Origin of the sequence: Sphingobium sp. UBA5915, from assembly GCF_002431195.1 — a bacterium.
In the GTDB taxonomy this organism is placed as follows: Bacteria; Pseudomonadota; Alphaproteobacteria; order Sphingomonadales; family Sphingomonadaceae; genus Sphingobium; species Sphingobium soli.
This window is the reverse complement of sequence record NZ_DJDV01000082.1, coordinates 56,900-64,734: the sequence shown is the minus strand read 5'-3', so window position 1 is coordinate 64,734 and position 7,835 is coordinate 56,900. Positions and strand designations below refer to the sequence as shown.

Here is a 7,835-nt window from a genome sequence, read left to right as displayed (position 1 = left end):
CCGCCGCCTCCGCCGCCCCCGCCGGTTGCAGAGTGCCAGCCGGGACCGTACATCGTGTTCTTCGAATGGGACAAGTCGGACATCACGCCTGATGCCGCCACCATTCTGGACAACGCGGTTTCGGCCTACAGCAGCTGTGGCAGCGCCCAGGTCATGCTTGCCGGTCACGCGGATAAGTCGGGTTCGGCGTCGTACAACGTCGGTCTGTCGCAGCGTCGCGCTGACTCGGTCAAGGCCTACCTCGCGTCGAAGGGTATCCCTGACGGCGTGATGACGACCGAAGCCTTCGGTGAATCGCGTCCTCGCGTTGAAACCGCTGACGGCGTCCGTGAAGTCCAGAACCGTCGCGTGGAAATCACCTACGGTCCGGGCGCAGGCATGTAATCGGATCGTCCTTCCTTCGGGATGGACGGCAAAAAGAGGGGCCGGTCGAAAGACCGGCCCTTTTTTGTTATCGCAACGATTTTAGCGTGCTGGCCGAAACGGGGCGAGGCGCGCGGCGTCGCGACTGGTGGCGCGCGAATGGGCCTTGAGTGCTGCCCGATTTGACCGCCCTGCGGTCCATTTCTAGCCGGCGTCCATTTCTAGCCGGCAGGGCCAAGCGAGGACCTGGGTTGGGTGCGGCAGCGGAGGGAAAACGCCCTGCCTGGTTCAGGCTATGTCGTTCAGCCGACATGTGAAGCGGGTTTCGCTCGTGCGAAACGCCCGTCGGCCCAGGCAAGGCAAGCTGGAGAGCGGCATGCTCATCTGGTCAGCATGGCTGCATAGCTGCGTTATGGGGGCAGTCCGCGTGGCTGCTGCGACTGCCCCGCACGGCACAAATCCCATCAACGGCGATGAAGACGCCGAGCGTAAGCATCTGGGCGAAAAGGCCCATTTTGCGGCCGGCGTTTGATAGTCGGTCGCCCACCGTATCGATGCGCGGAAGCAGCGAGAAGGCGAGCGTGCCAAACGCGGCAGAGGCGACGCGAACTTAACGCTTTCTGGCGGCAGGGCGCGGCTATCATCTTCATCGCTCATCAATTCCGTCCGGCGAAGGGTTCGTTCCGGTACTTATGAAATTGAATGAACAAATGCGGCCGTCGAATGCCTCAAGCCGTAACGGGAGTGGCTTTCCCGTCATAGGCGGCTTCGTCCAATATGCCTTCGCGCTTGGCGACGAGGGTCGCGACGAGCACCTGGCCTGCGACATTGACGGCGGTGCGGCCCATGTCGAGGATCGGATCGATGGCGAGCAACAGGCCGGCGCCTTCGAGCGGAAGGCCAAGCGTCGAGAGCGTAAGCGTCAGCATCACGATCGCGCCGGTCAGGCCCGCCGTGGCAGCCGACCCCAGGACAGAGACGAAGACGATCAGCACATAGTCGATGAAGTGCAGCGGGATGCCGTAGAAGCCCGCCACGAAGATCGCGGCGAGCGCCGGATAGATGGAGGCGCAGCCATCCATCTTGGTGGTGGAGGCGAGGGGAATGGCGAAGGCGGCATAGCCCTTGTCCACGCCCATCCGTTCGGTGACGGTTTCAGTGACGGGCAGGGTGCCGACCGAAGAGCGGGAGACGAAGCCGAGCTGGATGGCTGGCCACGCCTTGGCGAAGAAGGGGCCGGGGCGCAGGCCGTTGGCGAGCAGCAACGTCGGATAGACGACCAGCAGTACCAGGGCGAGGCCAAGATAGATGGCGGCGGTAAACACGCCGAGCTGCGCCAGCGCGCTCCAGCCATAGGTCGCGATCGCAGTGCCGATCAGCGCGGCCGAACCGATCGGCGTCAGGCGGATGATCCAGCCCAGAATCGCGCGCACGACAGCGAGCAGCGAGCGCACGAAGGCGAGGAAGGGTTCGGCCTTGTCGCCGACCTTGAGCGTGGCGAGTCCCACGACGATGGAGATGACCAGCAGTTGGAGGATGTTGAAGGACAGGCTGGTGGTCGCCGCGCCGTCGGTGATGCTGGTGCTGCCCGACAGAGCCAGGCTGTTGCCGGGCACCAGGCCTTTGAGAAAATCCAGCCAGCCGCCATAGCTGTCGGGCTTGCCAACCGCGAGCGCGGTGCCGCGCAGACCCGCGCCCGGTTCCAGCAACAGCCCAATGGCGAGGCCGATGCTAACGGCGATCAGGCTGGTGATGGCGAACCAGAGCAACGTCTGTCCCGCCAGGCGGGCGGCATTGTCCAGCGCGCGCAAATTAGCGATCGATGCCACGATGGCGGCAAAGACGAGCGGCGGAACCACCGCTTTCAGCAGCGAGACAAAGATCGACCCGGTCGTCTTTAACGCGGTTGCCAGCCAGTTGAGATCGCCGTCGGGACCGACCCCCATTTGACGCGCGACGAGGCCCAGCAGCAGGCCGACAACCATGCCGACCAGAACCTGAAACCCGAAACTGCGAAAATTGAGGGCCATGACGCATGCATTCCTTGGGACGAACGGGCGCTTATATCGGTCGGGGACGGGGGGATTGCGCGCAAGCAATTCTTTCAGGGGGGTGAAGCTGGGTGATTGGCTGGACCCGATGGCTGTGCCAGACAGGTCTGATCATTTCGGGGAGCAGATATATGGGATTGGGTAAGGCGTGTCTGGGGCTGGCGCTGGCGATCGCGCCGCAGGGCGCGCAGGCGGCAGCGGATGCCGGGGTGGCCAAGGACATATTGATGCGGTCCGTCGCGTATCGCACGGTCCAGGGGGCGGGGCAGGTGCCCAAGCTGGCGGCCTATTATGCCGACATATTGAAAAAGGCGGGCTTTGCCGACGCCGATGTGGTCATCACGCCGATGGGCGAGACGGCGACATTCGCCGCGACCATCAAGGGGCGGGATGCGGCACTCAAGCCCTTGCTGATGATCGGGCATATGGATGTGGTGGAGGCCGATCCCAAGGACTGGACGCGTGATCCGTTCGTCCCGGTCGAGGAAAATGGCTATATCTTCGGCCGCGGCGCGGAGGACAATAAATATGATGTCGCGATGATGGTCGCGACGCTGGCGCAGCTGAAGAAGGAAGGCTGGCGGCCCCGCCGAACGGTGACGCTGCTTTTGTCGGGTGACGAGGAGACCGACATGGCAACGACGCGAGCGCTGGCATCCCAATATCAGGACGCTGAAATGCTGTTGAACGGCGATGGCGGCGGCGGGCTGCTGAGCGAAGAGGGGAAGCCCGTCCTCTATCAGTTGCAGGCCGGCGAGAAGACCTATGCCGATTTCGAGATCGGCTTTACCGATGCGGGCGGTCATTCCAGCGCGCCGACACCGGGCAATCCCATCTATCGGCTGGCGAAGGCGATCGACCGGATCGCGGCCTTCCAGTTTCCCCCGATGCGCAACGAACTGACCAAGGCGTCGCTGACCCTATCAGCGGACCGCATGGGGGGCGATGTGGGCGAAGCCATGCGCCGTTTTGCAGAGACCGGCGATCCGACGGCGGCGGAGATATTGTCGGGCCACCCGGAATTTGTCGGGCAGGTGCGCACGACCTGCGTCGCGACCATGGCGCAGGCGGGGCATGCGCTCAACGCCTTGCCGCAAAGCGCGAAAGTCAGCGTCAATTGTCGGATTTTCCCCGGCGTGGCGATTGATGACGTGAAGGCGCAGCTGACCAAGGTTGTCGACGACCCGAGTGCCACGATCACGACATTGGGGGATCCGACCGGCAGCGATGCGTCGCCGCTGCGCGAGGACGTCATGCAGGCGGTGCGCGATGCCGTACTGGCGCGCGCGCCGGGCATTGCGATCATGCCAGGCATGTCGGCCGGAGCGACAGACAGCGTCCATTTCCGCGCGCTGGGTGTGCCGAGCTATGGCGTGTCGAGCCTGTTCATGCGCGCGGAGGACGGCTTTGCCCACGGGTTGAATGAGCGTGTGCCGGTCGCTGGCATCCGGGAATCGCTGGAGCAATGGGACCGGGTGGTCCGGGCGTTGGCAAAGTAGGCGCTTATCCCCTTACCCCCCTTCGGTTCGAGCTTGTCGAGAACAGTTCTCGAAAAGCTCGAACCGAACGGATGTAGAAAGGCTTTGCTTTACCCCCGGACCGCGATTCCGTTGGCGGCTGACAGGATCGCCTTGACCGAAGCGGTCGCCACGTCGCTGTCGGTGCCGATACCGAAGACGGTGCGACCGTCGGGCGTGCGGCATTCGACATAGGCGGCGGCATTGACATCGCTGCCCGCGCCGATGGCATGTTCGCTATAATCCGCGATTTCCAGTTGGACGCCAAATTCGTCACGCAGTGCGGCGAGGATGGACGAGAGCAGGCCATTGCCGCGGCCGGAAATGGAACGCTCGCCGCCCTTGTGGCTGATCTTGCCGGTAAAGATGCGGTCGCCTGCCTGGCCGCCTTCCTGATAGTCGATCAGGGCATAGGGCTGGTCGCCGGTCAGGCAATAATGGGCGTCGAAGGCTTCGCTGATGTCGGCGGCGTTGAGTTCGCGGCTGGAGCTGTCGGCGAGGGCCTGAACCACGCGTGAAAAGTCCGCCTGCATTCGCTTGGGCAACTTGTAGCCCTTGTCCTGTTGCAGCACCCAGGCGACGCCGCCCTTGCCCGACTGGCTGTTTACGCGAATGACCGCTTCATAGTCACGGCCCAGATCCTTGGGGTCGATTGGCAGATAGGGGACGTTCCAAATCCGGTCGTTGCGCGCGTCCTGCGCGGCAAAGCCCTTCTTGATCGCGTCCTGATGGCTGCCGGAAAACGCCGTGAAGACCAGTTCGCCGGCATAAGGATGGCGGGGGTGAACCGGCAGCTGGTTGCAATATTCGACCGTCTGGATGACGTCGTCAATGTCGCTAAAATCAAGGCCGGGGTTGATCCCCTGCGTATACATGTTGAGCGCGACGGTCACGAGGTCGCAGTTTCCGGTGCGCTCGCCATTGCCGAACAGGCAGCCTTCGACGCGATCCGCGCCGGCCATGATGCCCAGTTCCGCCGCCGCGACGCCGGTACCGCGATCATTATGGGTATGAAGCGAGATGACGACGCTGTCGCGACGCGAGATGTTGCGGCAGATCCATTCAATCTGGTCGGCATAGATATTGGGCGTGGCGCATTCGACCGTGGCGGGCAGGTTCAGGATCAGCGGCCGCTGCGGCGTGGGCTGGAGTATCTCCATCACCGCCTCGCAGCATTCCAGGCTGAAATCCAGTTCGGCGGTGGAGAAGGTTTCGGGCGAATATTCGAAATGCCAGTCAGTGTCGGGCTGGGCGGCGGCATGGTCGCGCAGCAGCTTGGCGGCGTTGACGGCGATTTCGCGCACCTGACTGCGCTCCATCTGGAACACAATGTCGCGCCAGGCGGGCGAAATGGCATTGTAGACATGGACGATCGCCTGCTTGGCGCCGCGTAGGGATTCAAAGGTCGTGGCGATGAGGTCGGCGCGGGCCTGGGTCAGCACCTGCGGCATCACGTCGTCGGGAATGGCGCCATTTTGCACCAGGCCGGAGATGAAATCGAATTCGGTGGCGCCGGCGGAGGGGAAGCCTACCTCGATTTCCTTGACCCCAACCTTGACCAGCAGGTCGAAGAAGCGGCGCTTCTTTTCCGCGTTCATCGGGTCGATCAGCGACTGGTTGCCGTCGCGCATGTCAGTCGAGAGCCAGCGGGGCGGCGCGGTGATGACGCGGCTGGGCCACTGGCGGTCAGGCAGATCGACCTGCGGGAAGGGGCGATATTTCAGCGAGGGATCGGTCAGCATCATGGGATGAGATATTTCCTGCGACAGACGCGAATCCGCGCCCGTGGAACGACTTGACTGTGATGGATGCCCTTAGGCGGATCGACGCTGCCCTTAGCCGGAAGGCAGCACAAAAGCCACGCCTAAGGGCGTGTAAGTCGTAGCAGGGGAAGGCGCGCGACGCTCTGCATGATGCGCGGTGCATACGCAAAACAGGGCCAGCATGCAAGCCGGCCCTGTCTATTGGACATTTTATGTCGTGCGCTTACTGTTTTTCGAAACCAGCGATGACCTTGAGTTCGATCGCATCGCTGACGATGGGTACGCCATAGCCCATGCCGAACTCGCTGCGCTTGATCGTCGTCGTGGCGACAAAGCCGACATTTTCCTTCTTGCTCATCGGCTGGGTGCCGGCACCGTAGAATTCGGCGTCGAGCGTCACAGGCTTGGTCACGCCGCGCAAGGTGAGGTTGCCGGTGATTTCGGCACCGGTCGCGCCGTCAGGCTTGACGCTGGTCGACACGAAGGAAGCGGTCGGGAATTTCGCCGCATCGAAGAAGTCGGGCTTCATCAGATGCTCGTCGAGCTTGGTGACGCCGGTGCGCAGGTTGGCGACTTGAAATTCCACCGACACCTTGCTGTTGGCGGGGTTCGCCTTGTCGAGGGTCAGCGTGCCGGTGGGCTCGGCAATGGTGCCCATATTGTTGGTGAAGCCCATATGGTCCCAGGCGAACACGACCTGGGTATGGCCGCCATCGACCTTGTAGCTGCCGCCGGTGACTTTTGCGGCGTCCTTTGTGCCGGGCGCGGCGGTGGGCATTTGCGCAACGAGGGCCGTGCCGCCGGCAAGCGCGATCAGGGCGGCAGCGGGGATCAGGATTTTTTTCATGGGAACAGATTCTCCGAAATGCTCAAGGGGCGCGACAATGATATGCCGCGCCCCCCGATTATTCCAGAGCCGTAACCGCGAACGGATTGTTTCCGTTCCGGGCCGGCCTGACTTGCCGATCCGTCCCTTAAGACAGTAAGGTGGCCCTCAGTTCTTGTCCTTGTCCACCAGCTTGTTGGCGCCGATCCAGGGCATCATCGCGCGCAGCTTCGCGCCGGTTTCCTCGATCGGGTGGCGCTGGGCGGCGATGCGGCTGGCTTTGAGTTCGGGCTGGCCGGCGCGGTTGTCGAGCACGAAGTCCTTGACGAAGCGGCCAGACTGGATGTCGGCGAGAACGCGCTTCATTTCCTTCTTGGTTTCTTCGGTGATGATGCGCGGGCCGGTTTTGATATCGCCATATTCCGCGGTGTTGCTGATCGAATAGCGCATGGTGGCGATGCCGCCTTCATACATGAGGTCAACGATCAGCTTCAATTCGTGCAAGCACTCGAAATAGGCCATTTCGGGCGAGTAGCCGGCCTCAACCAGCGTTTCGAAGCCGGCCTGCACCAGCGCGGTGGTGCCGCCGCACAGCACGGCCTGTTCGCCGAACAGGTCGGTTTCGCATTCCTCGCGGAAATTGGTTTCGATGATGCCGCTGCGGCCGCCGCCCACGCCCGAGGCGTAGGACAGGGCGATGTCATGCGCATTGCCGGTCGCGTCCTGATGGACGGCGATGAGGCAGGGGACGCCGCCGCCACGCTGATATTCGCCGCGCACGGTGTGGCCCGGGCCCTTGGGCGCGATCATGATGACGTCGACGTCCTTGCGCGGTTCGATCAGGCCGAAATGGACGTTGAGGCCATGGGCAAAGGCGAGCGCCGCGCCGGGACGCAGATTGTCGTGGACATCGGCGGCATAGATGGCGGCCTGATGCTCGTCGGGGGCGAGAATCATGAAGACGTCGGCCCAGGCGGCAGCTTCGGCGTTGGGCAGCACCTTGAAGCCCGCGCCTTCCGCCTTCTTGGCGCTGGGCGAGCCGGCGCGGAGCGCAATGCAGACTTCGGCGACGCCGCTGTCGCGCAGATTCTGCGCATGGGCGTGACCCTGGCTGCCATAGCCCAATATGGCGACCTTCTTGCCCTTGATCAGGCCGATGTCCGCGTCACGATCATAATAAACCTTCATGTCTCGTCTCTTCCCTCGAACAAATGCCCTCGCCCCGCAGGCGAGAGGATATGAAATCTTGGTTCGGCGAGGCCGGACCTAGATGATGGTGGAGGAGGAGGGGGCGGGCTACCGTGGCGTCGCTGCC

General features: G+C 63.1%; 7 protein-coding genes. 3 read left to right on the top strand and 4 right to left on the bottom strand.

Annotated elements, in window-relative coordinates; translation table 11 throughout:
* On the top strand, positions 1-384 hold a 384-nt coding region (locus B2V90_RS13815), incomplete at its 5' end, for an OmpA family protein (protein ID WP_293921744.1).
* Positions 385-739: 355 nt separating this feature from the next.
* Positions 740-895 carry a hypothetical protein gene (locus tag B2V90_RS13810; protein ID WP_293921742.1) on the top strand — a complete coding sequence of 52 codons (156 nt, stop codon included), beginning with the start codon at positions 740-742 and terminating at the stop codon, positions 893-895.
* A gap of 196 nt (positions 896-1,091) precedes the next feature.
* Here the strand turns inward: B2V90_RS13810 and B2V90_RS13805 are convergent, their stop codons facing one another.
* Entirely contained in the window at positions 1,092-2,393 is a 1,302-nt protein-coding gene (locus B2V90_RS13805; protein ID WP_228220457.1) for a dicarboxylate/amino acid:cation symporter, read from the bottom strand.
* Between the two features lie 152 nt (positions 2,394-2,545).
* Between B2V90_RS13805 and B2V90_RS13800 the strand changes: the two genes are divergently transcribed.
* Positions 2,546-3,913 carry a M20/M25/M40 family metallo-hydrolase gene (locus B2V90_RS13800; RefSeq protein WP_228220456.1) on the top strand — a complete coding sequence of 456 codons (1,368 nt, stop codon included), beginning with the start codon at positions 2,546-2,548 and terminating at the stop codon, positions 3,911-3,913.
* An 89-nt stretch (positions 3,914-4,002) separates the two neighbouring features.
* On the opposite strand, the gene leuA is transcribed toward B2V90_RS13800, so the two are convergent.
* The 3 genes from leuA to ilvC all read right to left on the bottom strand — a co-directional run bounded on the left by leuA (position 4,003) and on the right by ilvC (position 7,708).
* A complete protein-coding gene (gene leuA, locus B2V90_RS13795; protein WP_228220455.1) occupies positions 4,003-5,676 on the bottom strand; it encodes a 2-isopropylmalate synthase in 1,674 nt (557 codons plus the stop codon).
* Positions 5,677-5,917: 241 nt separating this feature from the next.
* Entirely contained in the window at positions 5,918-6,541 is a 624-nt protein-coding gene (locus B2V90_RS13790; RefSeq protein WP_228220454.1) for a YceI family protein, read from the bottom strand.
* A gap of 147 nt (positions 6,542-6,688) precedes the next feature.
* A complete protein-coding gene (ilvC, locus tag B2V90_RS13785; RefSeq protein ID WP_062734658.1) occupies positions 6,689-7,708 on the bottom strand; it encodes a ketol-acid reductoisomerase in 1,020 nt (339 codons plus the stop codon).
* Between the last annotated feature and the right edge of the window lie 127 nt (positions 7,709-7,835).